Annotated in this window: 16 protein-coding genes; 6 read left to right on the top strand and 10 right to left on the bottom strand. The window is 37.7% G+C overall.

Translation table 11 applies throughout. From position 1 onward, the window contains the following. Positions 1 to 3: 3 nt before the first annotated feature. Both ESZ48_RS00900 and recA read right to left on the bottom strand, forming a co-directional pair. On the bottom strand, positions 4 to 420 hold the full coding sequence (locus ESZ48_RS00900) for a hypothetical protein (RefSeq protein ID WP_129015427.1): 417 nt from the start codon (positions 418 to 420) through the stop codon (positions 4 to 6). Between the two features lie 141 nt (positions 421 to 561). Next, on the bottom strand, positions 562 to 1,578 hold the full coding sequence (gene recA, locus ESZ48_RS00895; RefSeq protein ID WP_129015426.1) for a recombinase RecA: 1,017 nt from the start codon (positions 1,576 to 1,578) through the stop codon (positions 562 to 564). 581 nt (positions 1,579 to 2,159) lie between these two features. Between recA and trhO the strand changes: the two genes are divergently transcribed. Further along, positions 2,160 to 3,224 carry an oxygen-dependent tRNA uridine(34) hydroxylase TrhO gene (gene trhO, locus ESZ48_RS00890; protein ID WP_129015425.1) on the top strand — a complete coding sequence of 355 codons (1,065 nt, stop codon included), beginning with the start codon at positions 2,160 to 2,162 and terminating at the stop codon, positions 3,222 to 3,224. 88 nt (positions 3,225 to 3,312) lie between these two features. Here trhO and ESZ48_RS00885 read toward each other — a convergent pair whose 3' ends face one another. Next, positions 3,313 to 4,734 carry a peptidoglycan DD-metalloendopeptidase family protein gene (locus tag ESZ48_RS00885; protein ID WP_129015424.1) on the bottom strand — a complete coding sequence of 474 codons (1,422 nt, stop codon included), beginning with the start codon at positions 4,732 to 4,734 and terminating at the stop codon, positions 3,313 to 3,315. 320 nt (positions 4,735 to 5,054) lie between these two features. On the opposite strand from ESZ48_RS00885, the gene ESZ48_RS00880 reads away from it, so the two are divergent. The 5 genes from ESZ48_RS00880 (at position 5,055) to ESZ48_RS00860 (ending at position 10,899) form a co-directional block, all read left to right on the top strand. Beyond that, complete coding sequence (locus ESZ48_RS00880; protein WP_129015423.1) at positions 5,055 to 6,332, top strand: PSP1 domain-containing protein; 1,278 nt, start codon at positions 5,055 to 5,057, stop codon at positions 6,330 to 6,332. Further along, complete coding sequence (locus ESZ48_RS00875) at positions 6,322 to 6,810, top strand: gliding motility lipoprotein GldH (protein WP_129015422.1); 489 nt, start codon at positions 6,322 to 6,324, stop codon at positions 6,808 to 6,810. The genes ESZ48_RS00880 and ESZ48_RS00875 overlap by 11 nt, the downstream gene beginning before the upstream one ends. A gap of 8 nt (positions 6,811 to 6,818) precedes the next feature. Then, complete coding sequence (locus tag ESZ48_RS00870; RefSeq protein WP_129015421.1) at positions 6,819 to 9,134, top strand: penicillin-binding protein 1A; 2,316 nt, start codon at positions 6,819 to 6,821, stop codon at positions 9,132 to 9,134. Between the two features lie 267 nt (positions 9,135 to 9,401). Next, positions 9,402 to 10,103, top strand: coding sequence for a CoA transferase subunit A (locus ESZ48_RS00865; protein ID WP_129015420.1), 702 nt, complete (start codon positions 9,402 to 9,404; stop codon positions 10,101 to 10,103). 142 nt (positions 10,104 to 10,245) lie between these two features. Beyond that, positions 10,246 to 10,899, top strand: coding sequence for a 3-oxoacid CoA-transferase subunit B (locus ESZ48_RS00860; protein WP_129015419.1), 654 nt, complete (start codon positions 10,246 to 10,248; stop codon positions 10,897 to 10,899). Positions 10,900 to 11,816: 917 nt separating this feature from the next. On the opposite strand, the gene ESZ48_RS00855 is transcribed toward ESZ48_RS00860, so the two are convergent. The 7 genes from ESZ48_RS00855 to hemF form a co-directional block, all read right to left on the bottom strand. After that, entirely contained in the window at positions 11,817 to 12,527 is a 711-nt protein-coding gene (locus ESZ48_RS00855) for a 3'-5' exonuclease (RefSeq protein WP_129016032.1), read from the bottom strand. A gap of 62 nt (positions 12,528 to 12,589) precedes the next feature. Next, on the bottom strand, positions 12,590 to 13,753 hold the full coding sequence (locus ESZ48_RS00850; RefSeq protein ID WP_129015418.1) for a serine hydrolase domain-containing protein: 1,164 nt from the start codon (positions 13,751 to 13,753) through the stop codon (positions 12,590 to 12,592). 94 nt (positions 13,754 to 13,847) lie between these two features. Further along, positions 13,848 to 14,321: a methylated-DNA--[protein]-cysteine S-methyltransferase gene (locus ESZ48_RS00845; RefSeq protein WP_129015417.1), complete on the bottom strand. Its 474-nt coding sequence runs from the start codon at positions 14,319 to 14,321 to the stop codon at positions 13,848 to 13,850. Further along, complete coding sequence (locus ESZ48_RS00840; protein ID WP_129015416.1) at positions 14,321 to 15,427, bottom strand: CNNM domain-containing protein; 1,107 nt, start codon at positions 15,425 to 15,427, stop codon at positions 14,321 to 14,323. The genes ESZ48_RS00845 and ESZ48_RS00840 overlap by 1 nt, the downstream gene beginning before the upstream one ends. Positions 15,428 to 15,510: 83 nt before the next feature. Next, positions 15,511 to 15,918 (bottom strand): Lrp/AsnC family transcriptional regulator, encoded by a 408-nt coding sequence (locus ESZ48_RS00835; protein WP_129015415.1) that lies wholly within the window; start codon positions 15,916 to 15,918, stop codon positions 15,511 to 15,513. Between the two features lie 165 nt (positions 15,919 to 16,083). After that, complete coding sequence (gene hemB / locus ESZ48_RS00830; protein ID WP_129015414.1) at positions 16,084 to 17,076, bottom strand: porphobilinogen synthase; 993 nt, start codon at positions 17,074 to 17,076, stop codon at positions 16,084 to 16,086. Between the two features lie 90 nt (positions 17,077 to 17,166). Beyond that, positions 17,167 to 18,108, bottom strand: a complete 942-nt coding sequence (hemF, locus tag ESZ48_RS19470) for an oxygen-dependent coproporphyrinogen oxidase (protein WP_223266352.1) — start codon at positions 18,106 to 18,108, stop codon at positions 17,167 to 17,169. Between the last annotated feature and the right edge of the window lie 336 nt (positions 18,109 to 18,444).

The following is an 18,444-nucleotide window of genomic DNA, read 5'->3' as shown; positions in this document are numbered from 1 at the left end:
CGTCTATGCTTCCGGTTCCACAACAGGCACTTCTACAATATAATATAAATCCGTTCCGCTTTCATCTTTCCCTTGCCAAAACTTAAAGATATAAGTGCCATTACTGGTCACTTTAAAGTTGAATGTAGCTTCAACTTCTGCTTCTTCAGAAAGGCCACAATTTTGATTTGGATACACTGAATTGACAACCGCTACAGTTCGTTGATTTAATTCTCGCGTGTAATAAAAATCATAGAAGACATAACATCCAACCGGACGAATGTATTTGACTGTAATAGGATAAACTTCACCAAGGACAAACTCTTCTGGCATGACAACACTTTCTACCGGAAGTATTTCATTATAGAAATCATTGGAATCATCAATACTACAAGATGCCAATGACAACAGCACAACACATAAAAAAACAAATTTTTTCATAAAAAATGGAATTAAGGTATCTTTTTCTTTTTCATTATGTAGATGCGTTTTAATCCCAAAGGTTGCGTCATAAAACAAAAAAAATCCCTTTTTGAGGGATTTTTATAGTTTACGCTGCATAACAGCACAAAATGATTTGTTTTAGTCGTCACCCGAAGTGGCTGCTTTGGCTATTACTCTAACCTTGGCTTCTAATTCATCACTAAGTTCTGGATTGTCTTTTATTAAGGACTTAACGGCGTCTCTACCTTGACCTAATTTTGTTTCTCCGTAGCTGAACCATGAACCGCTCTTCTTTATGATTTCATTTTCAACGGCAATATCCAAAATCTCACCAACTTTAGAAATTCCTTCACCATACATGATATCAAACTCAGCCAATTTAAATGGTGGGGCCACTTTGTTTTTCACCACTTTCACACGAGTTTTGTTACCAATGACATTCCCATCAGTTTCCTTGATCTGAGTAGATCGTCTGATGTCCAATCTCACGGAAGCATAGAATTTTAATGCGTTACCTCCAGTTGTGGTTTCAGGATTGCCAAACATCACTCCAATTTTTTCACGTAATTGGTTAATGAATATCACCGTACAATTGGTTTTGCTGATGGAACCAGTTAATTTTCTTAAGGCTTGGGACATTAATCGTGCATGCAAACCCATTTTTGAGTCGCCCATTTCACCTTCAATCTCACTTTTTGGAGTCAAGGCCGCAACCGAATCTATCACGACGATATCAATCGCCCCTGAGCGAATTAAGTTATCGGCAATTTCCAATGCTTGTTCCCCATTGTCAGGTTGTGAAATGATTAGGTTCTCTAAATCTACATGTAAGTTTTCAGCATAAGTTCTGTCAAAGGCGTGCTCAGCATCAATAAATGCGGCAATACCTCCATTTTTTTGTGCTTCGGCTATAGCGTGCAATGCTAAGGTTGTTTTACCGGAAGATTCTGGTCCATATATTTCAATCACCCTACCTCGTGGATACCCACCAACACCCAAGGCAATATCCAAACCTAATGAACCTGAAGAGATCGCCTCAACATCCACCACAGATTGGTCGCTCATCATCATTACAGCCCCTTTGCCATAGGCTTTATCCAACTTATCTAACGTCAGTTTAAGGGCCTTTAATTTTGCTTCTTTTTCACTACTCATTTGTTGTTCTTTTTCTAATTTTTATTGAAGCTAAAATACGACTTTTTTTCATCTTAAAAATCTTTATCACGCAACCTTTTTATAGTTTGCGCATCTACCTAATAAGATTGGGAAATCTTGCTATAAAATGCGTCACTTTTTATAAGTGGCAACTTGTATCTGACTTTTAATAACCTTTAAAATGTAACAGATGAAGTTTTTTAAGAGGATTATTTTTAACAGCGCATTAGGCGTTTCAATTGCCATCTGTTTGAATGGTAATTGTAAAGCCGATGGTGGCTAGCGCAGAATCTATTTTATAAATGGAAATTTAAAAAAATAGTATTAACGAGTTAGTCCTCGAAAAAGCACTTGAGATGGAGTCTCTGGTGCTTTTTTTATTTTGATGAACGATGACAAATGCTCAATGAATTTCCCACAGATTGCGCAGATTTTAGCGAAAGTCTTAAAAAGCGCCTAATTTAATAAAGGGTGTTAGGAACTTCCCACTTCCGACTACCCACTTCCGACTGAAAATACTGATCACCAAAAACTTTTTTCCTTATCTTTGCCCAACTTTAACCTTAAACAATTAGTATAGCATGCAACTGTACAATAACTTAAGCGCTAAAGAAAGAGCAGAACTCATTGCTCAAGCGGGAAAAGACCGCTTGACCATCTCTTTCTACGCCTACGCCAAAATTGGCAATCCAGAAACTCTTAGAAATCAATTATTTTTAGCTTGGAACAACCTTGATGTTTTGGGACGAATCTACGTGGCCAATGAAGGCATTAATGCTCAATTGTCTATTCCAGCCGATCATTTTGGACCCTTTAAATCTCATTTAGACAGTATTCCATTTTTAGAAAACGTGCGACTCAATATTGCCATTGAACATGATAATTTTGCGTTTTTAAAATTAAAAGTCAAAGTCCGCGATAAGATTGTGGCCGACGGATTGAATGACGCTACTTTTGATGTGACCAATATTGGTGTTCATGTGAATGCTGAACGGTTCAATGAGCTTATTGAAGATGAGAACACGGTTTTGGTGGACATGAGAAACCATTATGAAAGTGAAATTGGTCATTTTAAAAATGCCGTGACACCAGATGTGGATACATTTAGGGAGTCTTTGGATATTATTGAAGAAGATTTAAAAGACCATAAAGAAGATAAGAACTTGGTCATGTATTGTACAGGAGGTATCCGATGTGAAAAAGCAAGTGCCTATTACAAACATAAAGGTTTTAAAAATGTGTTTCAATTGGAAGGTGGCATCATCCATTATGTCAGACAGATCAATGAAAAAGGTCTAGAAAATAAATTTATTGGTAAGAACTTCGTGTTTGATCAACGCCGATCAGAACGTATTTCTGACGATGTAATTGCACATTGTCACCAATGCGGAAACCCTGCCGATTTGCATACCAATTGTGCCAATGACGCTTGTCATTTGCTTTTTATACAATGTGAAGCATGCAAGGAAAAAATGGATAATTGTTGTTCATCAACATGTATGGAAGTTCATCATTTACCCTATGACGAGCAAAAAGAACTTCGTAAAGGTCAAGGGAATAGTAATGATATCTTTAAAAAAGGGCGTGCAGACCACTTGCCTTACAAACAGGACTTGAGGAATATCTTTGAGATTCTAAACAAATAAACCGGCACATTTTAAGATGTGTGGTATCCGTTTGGGTTCAGTCGAGAACTAATAATTATTCTTGACTGAACCTAAATGGATAACTCTATTATTCTTTAATCAACTTGATGGTCTTTTGCTCATTGTTGAGACCTTCCAATCTTAAAAAGTATAAACCTTTTGATAAAGACTCAAGGTTGATTTCTTTAATGCTTTCTGCACCATTCGTTTTGGTCATCACTGTTTTACCAAGAATATCCACTACCGATACTTTGTTGACAGTGCTGTTGGATTGAATGTTAACCACGTCATTAAATGGGTTTGGATAAATGGTAATGGCATCAAATTCAGAGTCTTCAACACCCAATGTGCCCACTGTAAATTTGTGATCGACAACTTGCCCTTGGTAGGTATATCTACATGTCCATTCACCAGAAACAGATGGCATGACGTATGAAAAAGCCCACCAAGAACTCGAATAGTTATGAACCAATGCATAATCACGATTTGCAAAAACAGTCCCATCTGGTCTAAGAACTTTTAGATTTAAATTGGTTTGTGCAATTTGATCTCTCAAATAAACTATAAAAATTGCAGTTTCACCAGGTGTAAACTCATTTTTTTCATAGGTCGTTTCCTGGTCAGGACATGTTGGGAATATTGGAACTGCCGAATGTGTTAACACAGCATTAATATTTGTGTTTATATACGGTTTTTGATCTTCCCACCAAGAATCGGTGTTCATGCTATTGCAGTCGCCTGCAAAAGGATCTACCAATACATCCTGTCCTACACCATTCCATTCAATCTCTGAATAGACTTCAAAATGTAAATGTGGTCCTGTAGAATTTCCAGAACTTCCCACAATCCCAAGATATTCACCGCGTTCTACGGTATCTCCCACATTTTTTGACGTTGGAGAATCTTTTTTCATATGGCCATAAAGTGCCACACTCCCATCAGCATGTTGCACATATACCGCGTTCCAAAGATTATCATTAAACCTACAACTTCTATCGAATTGTGACCTGCTTATCGCAATAATTTGGCCTGACGCAGCGGCTATAATTTCCGCCTCGTCATTATCCATCATCTTCCACGTAAATGGCCAAGTAAAAATATCCACACCCATATGGTTGTAGCCGTCATTTGTGTCATAAGTTTTATCACCACAATTATAATCAAGAAGTTTATTGGGAAATTCAGAGTTATGATCAACATAGTTGGAAATAGCCCAAACTTCATTGTATGGAGCGCCATCTTTCATTTTTACCGGCCAACTAAACAGCGTTGTAGGCGCGCGTTTTTGAGCCTCATTATGAGCTAATCTGTTTTGGGATTTTAGTTGGGAGATATTTGACTTAATATCATTGAGGACTTCTTTGCGTTGTTCATCGGTCAAACATTGGGTTTTGTTTTCATTAAATTTATATTCACCTCCTATAACGGTAGAAGAAATATCCTGAGAAAAGGAATTAATTGAACATAATAAAAGACTAAATAAAATCAGTAGCGTAGAGTTGATTTTCATAATGTGTAGTGTTTATCGGTTATTTAGAAGACATCGAGATGATATGAATATGTCAGCATTGAAATTATTTAACTTTTAAGAATCGATTCATAAATGTATAAAATTAACTGTAATCTATTGCAGTAAAGCTTATTATAATTTTTTAAAAGTTTTCAATCAGTTACATGATTTTCAATTATATAACTGAAATAAATAATCTTATCTTTACGTTTTAAAATAAGATGATCTTGTACTTTCACGATTTTAAGAAGTTAATGTGTGCAAGGGCATAATTTATTAATCCTCATTCGTTACCAAACGAATTATATATATAACATAACATGAGTTGTAATAGTTGCTCAACCGGAAAGGGCGGACAACCAAAAGGATGCAAGAACAATGGTACTTGTGGCACAGATAGCTGCAATAAATTAACTGTTTTTGATTGGTTGGCCAACATGTCTCTCCCGCAAGGCGAAGAGCCTTTTATTGGAGTCGAAGTACGTTTCAAAAATGGACGTAAAGAATATTATAAAAATACAGAAAATTTAACGCTAAGCATTGGTGATGTTGTTGCTACTCAGGCACAATCTGGTCATGATATTGGTATGGTCACCCTAACCGGAGAATTGGTGAGGATTCAAATGAAACGAAAACACGTTAAACTTGATGACGAAGAGAACGTTTTAAAGATCTACCGAAAAGCATCCCAACGCGATATCGATGTATGGTCTGATGCACGCGATAAGGAAGAACCCATGAAGGTCAAAGCGCGACAATTTGCCATTGACTTAAAGTTGCAAATGAAGATTTCTGACATTGAATACCAAGGAGATGCCAGTAAAGCTACTTTTTATTATACTGCAGAAGAACGCGTTGATTTCAGGGAATTGATAAAATTGTTTGCCAAGGAATTCCGCACCCGAATAGAAATGAAACAAGTAGGTTTCCGACAAGAAGCTGCACGTCTTGGTGGTATTGGATCTTGTGGTCGTGAATTGTGCTGTTCTACGTGGTTGACAGATTTCAGGTCTGTGAGCACTTCGGCGGCGCGCTATCAGCAATTATCATTAAATCCGTTAAAATTAGCTGGACAATGTGGTAAATTGAAATGTTGCCTAAACTACGAGCTGGATGCCTATTTGGATGCCCTAAAAGATTTTCCGAAAACGGATACCAAACTCTATACTGAAAAAGGGACAGCAGTTTGCCAAAAAACTGATATTTTTAGAGGATTTATGTGGTTTGCCTATGAAGGTGAATGGATGAATTGGCACAAACTGACAACAGATCAGGCCAATGAAATTATCGCTTTAAATAAGAAAAAAGAAAAGGTGACGAGCCTTGAAGATTATGCGTCAGAATTGATTGAAGACGTAAAGTCTGATTTTGAGAATGTCGTTGGTCAAGATAGTTTAACGCGTTTTGATACCCCAAAACGTAAGAGCAAACGTAGAAATACGAAAAGCAAAACTAACAGACCAGAGACACAAAAGCAAGATACTGAAGCCAAGAAACCTCAGCAAAAATCACAACAAAAACCGCCTCAAAAAACAGGTCAAAAGAAACGCAGAAAACCAAATCCAAACAAATCCAATCCTAATAACGATGCCAAATAAATTTTCTTGGATACTTTTAACAACTGTGCTTTTGGTGTTCGGTTGTGATTCCAATCAAATTTTTGACGAATATAAATCGGTGCCCAACCAATGGAACAAGGATAGCTTGATTTCGTTTACCGTGACACCACCAGATTCAACAAATATTTATAATCTTTTCATCAACATTAGAACTACTAATGATTATAAATTCAGCAATTTATTTTTGATTTCTGAGATCAATTTTCCGCACGGCAAAACCATTAAGGACACTTTGGAATATCAGATGGCAAAACCTGACGGAACCCTAATGGGAGAAGGATTTACAGATGTTAAGGAGAATAAATTGTGGTATAGGGAAGGCGTTAAATTTGATGAGGTCGGAGAATATATAATCACCATTCAGCACGCCATGCGAAATAATGGGGAGGTTAATGGCGTTGACAACTTAGAAGGTATTACAGATGTGGGATTCAGGATTGAACCTGCAACGAATTAATTTAGATTATGGCGAAAAAGAAAGCAGAAACTCAAAATTTTTCCAAATATATAAGATGGTTTTGGATGACCATTTTAGGAGGCGTGTTATTTATTGTTTTATTATTTTTCTTGGCTTCATGGGGTGTTTTTGGTGAAATGCCAGATTATACCCGTTTAGAAAACCCATCTACTAATTTGGCTACGGAGATCATTTCTTCTGATGGTGACTTATTGGCTAAAATTTACAATAATGACAACCGTACCCCAGTAGATTATACAGAATTGCCCAAGCATTTGGTTGATGCGTTGATTGCAACGGAAGATGTGCGTTTTCATGATCATTCAGGAATTGATGCAAGAGGTACACTGAGGGCATTCTTTTTCTTAGGAAAAAGAGGTGGCGCAAGTACAATTTCACAACAGGTGGCAAGACAATTGTTTGTTGGTGTTAGATCCAAAAATAAACTGGAAACGGCAACTCAGAAAATAAAGGAATGGGTCATCGCTATCCGTTTGGAACGTCAATACACCAAAGAAGAGATTATTGCAATGTACTTCAATATCTATGGCTTTGGTAACAATGCTGATGGTATTAGAAGTGCCGCTAGAATTTACTTTGGGAAAGAAACAAAAAACTTGGACGTCAAAGAATCTGCGATGTTGGTGGGCATGTTCAAAAACTCCGCGCTTTACAATCCAAGACCTATGCGTAATCCAGAAGGTACTAAAAATAGACGAAATGTTGTATTGGACCAACTCGAAAAATACGATTATATCACCGAGCATGTGAGTGATTCTCTTAAAAAGTTAGATTTGGGCTTACGTTATACTCCTGAATCCCATCGCGAAGGCTTGGCCACTTATTTCAGGGCCTACCTCACCGAGTTTATGAAGGATTGGATCAAAGATAATCCAAAACCAGATGGCACAGGACTTTATAGTTTGTATGATGACGGTCTGAAAATTTACACGACCATTGATTCCCGTATGCAGCAATATGCTGAAGATGCGGTACATGAGCATATGGCCAGGCTACAGGCTGAATTTTTTCACCAAAACACCCCTGATCGAAACAAAACAGCACCATTTTTAGATTTAAAACCAGAGGAAATCACAGGCTTGCTCAATAGAAGCATGCGTCAATCTGAACGTTGGCGGAAAATGAAAGCCAATGGCAGAAGTGAAAAGGAGATTTTGGCGTCTTTCGATAAGCCAACTCCAATGACCGTTTTTTCTTGGAAAGGAGAAATCGACACCATTATGAAACCTGCAGATTCCATGCGTTATTACAAAACTTTCTTACACGCAGGAATGATGTCCATGGAACCTCAAACAGGTCATGTGAAAGCTTGGGTGGGCGGCATAAATTACCGACATTTTCAATATGATCACGTGAAACAAGGAAAGCGCCAGGTAGGTTCTACTTTTAAACCGTTTGTATATGCTACGGCCATAGACCAATTGCACTTGTCACCTTGTGATACGTTTCCAAATACAAAAATAACTATCGAAGCTGGAAAATTTGGCAATCCGCTGCCTTGGAGTCCAGATAACTCTGACAGAAAATATGGTGGTTTTAGAACCTTAAAGAGTGCCTTGGCAAACTCAATCAATACCATTACAGCACGTTTGATGGATAAAGTGGGGCCACAGCCTGTAATTGATATGGCTAGAAACTTAGGGATTGAATCAGAAATTCCTCCTGTACCTGCGATTGCTTTGGGAACACCAGATTTGAGCGTTTATGAAATGGTAGCGGCCTACGCCACATTTGCCAATAAGGGCGTCTATACAAAACCAGTAATGGTGATGCGAATTGAAGATAAAAATGGTACTATTCTTTACCAATTTACTCCAGAAACCAAAGATGTGTTGAGTGAAGAAGTGGCTTATGTGACCACCAATTTATTACAAGGGGTTACAGAAGGCGGTTCAGGATCTCGATTAAGAGGCGCTTGGGCTGTTGACAATAAACTTTATAAAGAAATCATGACAGGTTACCCATATGCATTTACGAACCCGATTGCCGGCAAGACTGGAACCACGCAAAATCAAAGTGATGGCTGGTTCATTGGCATGGTACCCAATTTGGTCACTGGAGTTTGGGTTGGAGGCGAGGAGCGTGCCACCCGGTTTAGAAGTATTGCCTACGGACAAGGAGCTTCCATGGCATTGCCAATTTGGGGGCTTTATATGAAAAAATGTTACGCCGATAAAGATCTTGAGGTTTCTAAAGGCGAATTTGAACGTCCGGAATATCTTTCAATAAATGTAGACTGCAGCAAGAAAGGTAATGAGGGATCATCTGATACTGATGGTTTTGATGACCGCTTGGATTTTTAAAGCTTTTTTGATATAGTATTTTAGAGATCATTCTAGTAATGTGTTTCCACGATTTCCGTGGTGTTTTCGATATTCTAACTTCTTCTGATGTTTAAATATCAGAAATCCTCGTGATTTTACTTAATAACCTTTTGTCCACTTCCCGTTTTCTGATATATTTCGATGGAGAATAGTTTAAATTTAGAATAGTCACACCATCTACATGTTCAAATCATTTTAGATTGGCTATATAATTTCGTAATTTTAAAACTCTTAAAAAAAGTACTCATGATTAATAAAAAAGTAGCTAATGTTACGGAAGCCATGCAAGGGGTCAAAGACGACATGACCCTTATGTTAGGTGGTTTCGGGCTTTGTGGGATTCCTGAAAATGCCATCAACAATTTGGTCAAATTGAATGTTAAAGGACTCACTTGTATTTCCAATAATGCCGGAGTGGATGATTTTGGTTTGGGCTTGTTATTGCATAAGCGCCAGATCAAAAAGATGATTTCATCTTATGTAGGAGAAAATGAAGAATTTGAGCGGCAAATGCTTAGTGGCGAATTGGAAGTGGAGTTGGTTCCCCAAGGCACGCTTGTTGAACGCTGTAGAGCGGCGCAATCAGGCTTTCCTGCCTTCTTTACGCCAGCAGGTTATGGTACTGAAGTAGCAGAAGGCAAAGAAATTCGTGAATTTAACGGGAAAATGTATGTTTTGGAAAAAGCTTTTGAAGCAGACTTTGCTTTCGTAAAAGCTTGGAAAGGTGATGCTGCGGGAAATTTAATCTTTAAAGGGACCGCCAGAAACTTTAATCCAGCCATGTGTGGCTCAGCTAAAATTACGGTTGCTGAAGTTGAAGAACTGGTGCCTGTTGGAAGTTTGGATCCCAATCAAATCCATATTCCAGGCATATTTATCCAGCGAATTTTTCAAGGTGAAAATTACGAAAAACGCATTGAACAATTAACGGTGAGAAAGAGGGCATAAGTACACGAAATTTTTACATTGTTAATTCATCTCACATTGAGATAATGTAGAATCTTCAGATTTCGCTCAAGATAAACTAATCGAGATATAATATAAATAGAGGAGATCCCCGCCTTCGCGAGGATGAAATAACTTAAGAGAAATGTTAGACAAAATAGGAATTGCAAAGCGCATAGCACAAGAAGTCCAAGATGGGTATTATGTCAACTTAGGCATAGGCATTCCAACTTTGGTTGCCAATTATGTAAGAGATGATATAGAAGTTGAATTCCAAAGTGAAAATGGCATTTTGGGCATGGGTCCTTTCCCTTATGAAGGGGAAGAGGATGCCGATTTGATCAACGCAGGAAAACAAACCATTACAGCATTGCCAGGAGCCAGTTTTTTTGACTCGTCCTTAAGTTTCTCCATGATTAGAGGACAACACGTCGATTTGACCATATTAGGCGCTATGGAGGTATCTGAAGAAGGAGATATTGCCAATTGGAAAATCCCGGGTAAAATGGTGAAGGGCATGGGCGGTGCGATGGATTTGGTAGCAAGTGCTCAGAACATCATTGTGGCCATGATGCATACCAATAAAGAAGGGGAATCCAAATTATTAAAAAAATGCAGCTTGCCACTTACGGGTGTAGGCTGTGTTAAAAAGATCGTGACCAATTTGGCGGTTTTAGAAGTTACTGAAGACGGATTTAAATTGTTGGAACGCGCTCCAGGAATATCGGTAGATGATATTATAAACGCTACAGAAGGGAAGTTGATTGTTGAAGGCGATATCCCTGAAATGGTAATATAGAAATTATACATTTAAATGTTTTAGCCACCAATACAACAATATCGTCATAAATGATATTCCTGTATTAGTGGCTATTTTTTTTCCACAAATTTTAAGCTCAGATTCAACAGTAGTTGTGCTTGCCAGCTTGCTCAGCTTAATTGTGGAATTGGAAGTCTCGAGATTATTTGTAGAACGAAAGATCTCGTTGTAATCCTATGCAAATTATGAACTTCTAGTACACGCATATATTCATAAATGCTATTCGTGAAATGGTGGCTATTTTTTTGACCCATGTATACTGTGCAATAAAACCCGTGGGCCTATAATCATTTTTTTATGTAAGATTAATCTGAACAATAGATGTTAAATGTTAAATAACTATGTATTTCATCGAATAATAGTGTGCTTTAACTGATTTATTGAAAAAATGTTTCATATTTACAGAACCTAATTAAAACGAACCATTTGACCCAAATTTACCATAACCCTAACTTATGATTAGCCCCAAATCTACCATAAATTTTGACTTATGAATACCGCTTCAAATCTACCAAAACCTACATTATCTGAAAGCAAATTATTTGAGACCTTTCAAAAAACATTAAAATTACTTAAAGGTATTTTAATGCTCACAAAAAAAATATTCATGCTTTAACCCAAGCCCCAGGGGCAAAGCATGAATTTTTTGTGAGAAATTTTTCTACAGAAACCTACTTTCTATTGAAAAATTTCCCGCCGATTATAGCGGAAGCAAATACCTGCGTATTTCTGTTCGCTCTGTGATATATGTTTGTGATATCTCTTAAGGTCTATTCTAAGTTTTTGCTGAAGAGGTCTTTTTAATGGCTCTAAGTTTAAGCAATATTCCAAGATTGCATTTCACCGGCAATCGAAAATTACCGAATAAAATTTCGCCTGAATCAGCAGGAGATCATTCAAATATGCGTAATCTCACTATCATCCAATATCGAATCCCCACGCAATCTTAAGAAGATTTGTGCCACTGCAATCGTGTCTTTTTCGCAATAGATAACGATGCGATCAATATTATTGTCTTCGTAATACACACGGCATACTTCACTGCCATCAATATCATCTTTGGGGGACGGAATTCCAAGAACGTTGGTCAGTAATTTTAAAGACGTATAATTCTTATAATCGCCAAATTTCCATAAATCCATCGTATCCAAATGCGGAACTTCCCAAGGTTTTTTTCCGAAAAGGTTCAACTTATAAGGCAATTCAATATTTTGAATGATCATTCGTCTTGCGATATAAGGGAAATCAAATTCCTTCCCATTATGGGCGCACAACAAGTGTTTGGTTTGACTGAAATGCGATAAAATTAGGTTTTTAAAATCATTGAGAATCTTAACCTCCTCGCCATAAAATGAAGTCACTCGGAAGGTTCTGATATCGCCTTGGAATTTAAAATAACCCACTGATATACACACAATTTTTCCAAACTCAGCCCAGATTCCTGCACGTTCGTAAAAGTCTTCTGCTGAAATATCTGCTCGTTGGTACTTGGACTTGAGTTCCCAAAGCTCTTGTTTGGTTTTGTCCAAATCTGAGAAATGATTTGTTTCTGGAACCGTTTCAATATCCAGGAATAAGATGTCTTCGAGATTGAGTTTGTTAATCATCATCCATTCCCACGAAGGCGGGAATCTTTTTAATTAATATGCTTTTTATATTCCTTTTTTCCCTACTGAATTTGACCCATCATCTCATAGGCCTCGTCAATATAGGTATAAATATCTTCTGTAAATGGATCTATAGCTTCATCCACCTTTAAAGATTGATGCCCCAAACGCACAATAATCACGTTGTCCTCAGGTTGAACGATGACGTATTGACCCAAATGGCCACGCATCATAAAAAAGTCTTTTCCGTTATAATCTTGAATCAGCCACCATCCGTAGCCATATTCTGGGCCATCCGGAAAACGAGGCACGATCGATTTTGCGACAAAGGCAGAATCTAAAATTTGTTTGCCATTCCATTTACCGTGATCCTTAAATAACCTTCCATAACGCGCAAAATCTTTGGCATTACTTGCAATACAGCAATAGGCTTTTACCAGATCATTCGCTTCACTGTCTACTTGCCAAAGGGTTGAGTTCTCTGAGCCCAGAGGTTTCCAAAAGGATTCAGATAGATAATCATATAATTTTTTCCCAGTTGCTTTTTCAATCACCATGGCCAATAATTGGGTGTCGCCACTTGCATATTTAAATTTTTGTCCAGGCTCGTCGTCCATTTTTAATCCTAAAATCACTTTTTCAAGATTATCATCAAAATAAGCACGTGTTGTTATGGATAATGGCGAATAGTAAGCTTCATCCCAATTGGTTCCAGAACTCATGGTCGATAGATCGCCAACCGTCATTTTCGCCGCTTTTCCTTCACTAAATTCTGGAAAGAAATCGCCAACAGGTTGCTCCAAACTTTTAATATGGCCTTGTTCAATGGCCTTTTGCATCAATCCAGAGACATAACTTTTGGCTATGGAAAAAGAATTGGACTTGGAGTTTTCATCAAATCCGTCATAATAGTTTTCAAACCAAATGCTGTCGTTTTTTATAATGACATAAGCAATAGTACCGAGGTCTGTATTCATTTTCTGGAGTGCATCTGTTTCTTTTGCAGAATTATATTCCAAATGGTTTGGCCAGGGTTGAGGTGTTCCGTTTGCCACTTCTTTATTATCAAACTCTTTATAGTCTTCTAAATAGGCTGTAGTATGGCCTTTGATATAAATAGTCCTTACGGCCTTTAATAAATAATCAGTATCAGTGATGTACAAAATGGCTACTATGAGCACAAGTAAAATGAGGATCCATTTAAGGAATTTTTTAAGAAATTTCATAGGTTGGTGTTTAGTGGACTAAATATAGGGAATATTCTTGCGATGTGCGTACAAGATCTGACAGGTTTTTAAAACCTGTCAGGTCTGATTTCGGTTAAAACAAAGACTGTTGCTTATATGGACTTTCATGCTCCAACAGCCATTGTTTGCGATACAATCCGCCGGCGTATCCTGTTAAGCTCCCATCGCTTCCAATGACGCGATGGCATGGCACTACAATCCACAATGGGTTTCTGCCATTGGCATTGGCGACAGCCCTTATGGCCTTGACATCTCCCAATTGCTGCGCCAGTTCTAAATAGGAGCAGGTTTTTCCGTAGGGAATTGTTTGAAGCGTGTCCCACACCTTTTTTTGAAATTCTGTGCCCTCTGGATTTAAAATAAGATCGAACTGAGTGCGCTTGCCCTCAAAGTATTCATTGAGTTGATGGACGCAATCTTCTAGTTCTATGGGAATGATATCTGTAATTTTCTCTTCAGAATTGAATATGGTGATGCCGATAATACCTTCTTCATCGCCACTGATCTTGGTGAACCCTAAAGGCGATTTGATGATGCAAGTTTCCACTAAAGATCATTTTTCAAATTGTCATTTTCAGCCTCATTCTCCTGCCTGTCCTGAATCATTCCCAAGTGTTTTGCCCGAGTTTCCCAACTTTTCCGAGCCTGCTTTTGAAGATCAGCCACAGTATCACTTTCATCCATGATTTCGAGACCCAATAAGGTTTCAATCACATCTTCCATAGTGACCAGTCCAGTAACTGTGCCGTATTCATCCACTACCAACGCCATATGATTTTTACTCTCTACTAATTTTTCAAATAAGATGGGGATTGGCAAATTCCGTTCAATAATGATAATATCTCTCCGTATATCTGCCAATGTTTTATGATCGTTATCGAGGGCCATTTCTCTGTAAATATCATCTTTGAGTACCAATCCTGTGATATTATCTGGGTTTTCTGCATAGATTGGAATTCGTGATACACGAAGCTCTTGATTCTTATCAAAAAATGTTTTTACTGAGGTCTTTTCATCTTCAGAGATCATCATGGTACGTGGCGTCATGATGTCCTTCGCTAAAATCTTCTTAAAGTTGATAAGGTTTTTAATGATTTTACTCTCCGATTCCTGAAACACACCTTCCTCATGGGCAATATCCGTCATGGCTAGAAAGCTATCCCTACTTACTGTGCTTACATGGGCGTTTTTACCACCAATGAGTTTTGTGGTCAATTGTAAAAGCCAAAGAATACCGGTGTATTTTAAAGGAAAAATTAGGATATTGAGTCCTTTTGCAGTGAAATTAGCCAGTTTTTTCCAATAGGTGGCACCAATTGTTTTAGGAATAATTTCAGACAAAACCAAAATAAGAAGGGTCATCACCGCCGATACGATCAAAATGGAATTATCGCCATTTCCAAAAACTTTCTCGGCCTGGACACCCACTAAAATAGCGCCTACAGTGTGCGCGATGGTGTTGAGTGTTAAAATAGCGATGAGCGGTTGATCAACATCCTTTTTTAATGCTTCCAAACTTACTGCATAGCTTTTGCCTTCTTTTTTCTTAATATTAATGAACGTTGGTGTTAAACTCAATAACACCGCCTCTAATATGGAACAGAGAAAGGAAAAGAAAATAGAAATAAATGCATAGAGGATTAATAAGGTCATTGATTTAAGTGTTTCCTGCTAATTTAAGGATATTCTTAGTTACTTTATTTATGTTTTAATGAAAAACAATTGGGAATTTGCATCTAACCTTCTAAAATGATGCTGGTTGTTGGAACGCCATATTGTGAAATACGTTCAATAAAGGTGATCAGATCTTGATTGTTTTTAAAATATCCAAGAATACACAAACTATCTTGGCCAGTAATCCGATCGCAACGCTGCACCTCTTCTTGATGGATAACTTGATTATAGGCTGTTCTTAACGTGCTCGATTGATGGATCCTTAAATTGATATAAGCCTTGGTTGCCACCCCAAGCTTTTCATGATTGAGTTTGAGGGAGTATCCTAAAATAATTCCTTTTTCCTCCAATTGCTTCACGCGTTTACCCACAGCAGGAGCAGAGAGTTCTACTTTTTTGCCAATTGTTGCAAAGGATTCGCGTGAGTTACGACGAAGCATTTGGAGGATTTTTGTATCTATACTATCCATTTGAATCAAAAATATATGAAGTGATTATAGGTTTAATCGAAATTAAATATATAAAATTATTTTTGATTGATAAGTAAATTGTGCGCTTTAATGTGATTTACAACAAAGGAATTAAAATTTTTCAAGTGGTTTTAATATGATAAAATAGTATCAATGTCAACTTTTTTACTTATTCAAAAGTCTCACTACATCCTTCGCAAAGTAAGAAGCGATCACATCAGCTCCAGCCCGTTTTATGGCGGTAATTTGCTCCATCATCACGGCATCATGATTTAACCAGCCCTTTTCAGCGGCGGCTTTTAACATGGCATATTCTCCAGAAACCTGATACACCGCAACCGGTACATCCACGGCATTTTTGATTTCTCGCACAATATCCAAATAACATAATCCAGGTTTGATCATCACAATATCCGCCCCTTCGTCAATATCCATCTCGGTCTCTCTTAGTGCTTCGAATCGGTTGCCATAATCCATTTGGTAGGTGCTTTTATCTTTTGGAACATTTTTCATGTCCACTGGCGCAGAATCCAAGGCATCACGGAAAGGTCCGTAAAATGCAGAGGCATATTTAGCCGAATAGCTCATAATTCCCGTATTAATAAACCCTTCATCTTCTAAGGCTTCACGGATTGCTAAAATACGGCCATCCATCATATCACTCGGTGCGACAAAGTTGGCACCAGCCTGAGCATGCGAAACACTCATTTCAGCTAAAAGATCCACAGATTCATCATTCAGAATCATTCCATTTTGTACGATGCCATCATGTCCATAAGCGGAATACGGATCAAAGGCCACGTCCGTCATCACCAACATGTCAGGACAGGTATTCTTAACCGTTTTGATAGCGCGCTGCATCAATCCGTTTGGGTTGATGGCTTCTTTTCCTTTATTATCTTTTAGGTTATCGGGGACTTTTACAAAAAGCAAAACGGATTTTAAGCCCATGCTCCAAAGTTCCTTGACTTCTTTTTCTAAGAGATCTAAACTGTAGCGAAAGTAATTTGGCATTGAAGCAATTTCCTCTTTGACATTTTTACCTTCCACGACAAAAAGTGGCACCAAAAAATCATTTGGTGAAATGATGGTTTCTCTTACCAATGAACGAATGGCATCATTAGCTCTTAATCTTCTATTTCTTCTTAATGGGTACATAGTTTTCAGTATTCAGTTTGCAGTAATTAGTCTGCAGTTCATATTTCATGAGATCTCACAGGTTTCAAAAACCTGTGAGGTCTTGTCTTTTTAGAATTCAACCCAATCAATAGGTTTTTTTAATGTTTTAATTAATTTCTCTTCCTCGCTTCCTTTTTCAGGATGATGGTCATAAACCCATTGTACATGTGGCGGCAAACTCATCAAGATACTTTCAATGCGGCCATTGGTTTTCAATCCAAATAAGGTGCCTTTGTCATGTACCAAATTGAATTCTACATAACGGCCACGACGGATTTCTTGCCATGTTCGTTGCTCGTCTGAATAGGCTATTTCCTTTCTTTTTTCAACAATGGGTACATAGCCTTCCAAAAAACTATCGCCAACTTCAGTTACAAAGTTATACCAATCGTTCATGGACATGTCATCACTTGACTTGCAGTAGTCAAAAAATAAACCACCAACACCGCGCGCTTCGTTGCGATGTATATTCCAAAAGTACTCGTCGCATCTTTTCTTGTACAACTTATAAAAATCAGGATGGTGCTTATCGCATGCCGTTTTACAGACTTGATGAAAATGAATGGCATCTTCATCAAATAAATAATAGGGCGTTAAATCCTGTCCGCCACCAAACCATGAATCGACGATATTTCCCTGTTGGTCATACATTTCAAAATAGCGCCAATTAGCATGTACGGTCGGAACCATCGGACTTTTTGGATGAAGTACTAAACTTAAGCCACAAGCAAAGAAATTGGCGTCTTTGACTCCAAAATATTGCTGCATGCTATCTGGCAGTTCGCCATGAACTGCGGATATATTGACGCCGCCTTTTTCAAAAACATTACCGTTTTCAATGACTCGCGTACGTCCACCACCGCCTTCAGGACGTTCCCACACATCTTCTTGAAATTTAGCTTTGCCATCTACAGTTTCAAGTTTTGAAGTGATGGTGTCCTGGAGGGTTAGGATGTAATTGTAGAATTTGTCTTTGGTTGAAAGACCTGTAAGGTTTTTAAAACCTGACAGGTCTGGCACTTCTACTTTTTTACCTTTATGAGTGAAAATAAAATTTTCCAAGTCTGCGAATAAATTTAATATGTAGTCTTTTTTATTTGAAATGATGGTTTGTTCATTTTGGAGAAACGCATTATAAGATGAAAATTTATAATCTCCGAAATTTTCAACTATACCGTGGCTTTCAGGATTTTTATGAATATACAATACCAGATTCTTTAGATATGCTTCATCATTAATTAAAACCCTTTTGAAAGGTCTTTCAAATAGTGCTCCTGTTCTTGAGTTTTGTTTGTTGAATGCTTTTGAATATGCATTGAATAAATTGGAAATAGCTTGGGAAGCTTC

Source organism: Gelidibacter gilvus (assembly GCF_004115975.1).
Lineage (GTDB): Bacteria > Bacteroidota > Bacteroidia > Flavobacteriales > Flavobacteriaceae > Gelidibacter > Gelidibacter gilvus.
This window is presented reverse-complemented; position numbering and strand designations above follow the sequence as displayed.

Bases quoted from the DNA above. Each gene is read 5' to 3' on its own strand.
- ESZ48_RS00900 (WP_129015427.1), bottom strand. From the start codon at position 420: ATGAAAAAATTTGTTTTTTTATGTGTTGTGCTGTTGTCATTGGCATCT.
- recA (WP_129015426.1), bottom strand. From the start codon at position 1,578: ATGAGTAGTGAAAAAGAAGCAAAATTAAAGGCCCTTAAACTGACGTTA.
- trhO (WP_129015425.1), top strand. From the start codon at position 2,160: ATGCAACTGTACAATAACTTAAGCGCTAAAGAAAGAGCAGAACTCATT.
- ESZ48_RS00885 (WP_129015424.1), bottom strand. From the start codon at position 4,734: ATGAAAATCAACTCTACGCTACTGATTTTATTTAGTCTTTTATTATGT.
- ESZ48_RS00880 (WP_129015423.1), top strand. From the start codon at position 5,055: ATGAGTTGTAATAGTTGCTCAACCGGAAAGGGCGGACAACCAAAAGGA.
- ESZ48_RS00875 (WP_129015422.1), top strand. From the start codon at position 6,322: ATGCCAAATAAATTTTCTTGGATACTTTTAACAACTGTGCTTTTGGTG.
- ESZ48_RS00870 (WP_129015421.1), top strand. From the start codon at position 6,819: ATGGCGAAAAAGAAAGCAGAAACTCAAAATTTTTCCAAATATATAAGA.
- ESZ48_RS00865 (WP_129015420.1), top strand. From the start codon at position 9,402: ATGATTAATAAAAAAGTAGCTAATGTTACGGAAGCCATGCAAGGGGTC.
- ESZ48_RS00860 (WP_129015419.1), top strand. From the start codon at position 10,246: ATGTTAGACAAAATAGGAATTGCAAAGCGCATAGCACAAGAAGTCCAA.
- ESZ48_RS00855 (WP_129016032.1), bottom strand. From the start codon at position 12,527: ATGATTAACAAACTCAATCTCGAAGACATCTTATTCCTGGATATTGAA.
- ESZ48_RS00850 (WP_129015418.1), bottom strand. From the start codon at position 13,753: ATGAAATTTCTTAAAAAATTCCTTAAATGGATCCTCATTTTACTTGTG.
- ESZ48_RS00840 (WP_129015416.1), bottom strand. From the start codon at position 15,427: ATGACCTTATTAATCCTCTATGCATTTATTTCTATTTTCTTTTCCTTT.
- ESZ48_RS00835 (WP_129015415.1), bottom strand. From the start codon at position 15,918: ATGGATAGTATAGATACAAAAATCCTCCAAATGCTTCGTCGTAACTCA.
- hemB (WP_129015414.1), bottom strand. From the start codon at position 17,076: ATGTACCCATTAAGAAGAAATAGAAGATTAAGAGCTAATGATGCCATT.